This is a genomic window from Flavobacterium silvaticum (genome assembly GCF_012911565.1).
Taxonomy (GTDB): Bacteria; Bacteroidota; Bacteroidia; order Flavobacteriales; family Flavobacteriaceae; genus Flavobacterium; species Flavobacterium silvaticum.
Window position 1 is genome coordinate 1 of record NZ_JAAMPU010000043.1, and the last position, 319, is coordinate 319.

General features: G+C 59.2%; 1 protein-coding gene. It reads left to right on the plus strand.

Annotated features, from left to right (window positions below; translation table 11 throughout):
- Positions 1 to 57: 57 nt before the first annotated feature.
- The coding region (locus tag G6047_RS00150) for a T9SS type A sorting domain-containing protein (protein ID WP_169525281.1) at positions 58 to 319 on the plus strand (262 nt) is incomplete at its 3' end.

Below are 319 nucleotides of genomic sequence, written 5' to 3' on the forward strand. Positions count from 1 at the left end.
AACCCGGTCTCCTCGCAGATCGTGGACCGTACCCTGTCCTACTTCAACTTCAGCATGGTGCCGGGTTACATACCGGGTGGCAAGTACATGGTGCGCGTGGCCGTGAGGACCACGGGTTACCCTTCACCGTTCGGTGAGGCCTGTTTCGTGTACGCTCCTGCTCCGTTGCGCCAGGACGGGACACAACAGCCTGAGGCCATCGCACAGCGTTTCAATGCTACCGTATTCCCGAACCCGTATGCCGAGAGCTTCTCGCTCGACCTGGATTCCACTTCGGAGGAAGCCGTGCAGGTACGCGTGTACGACATGATCGGTAAAC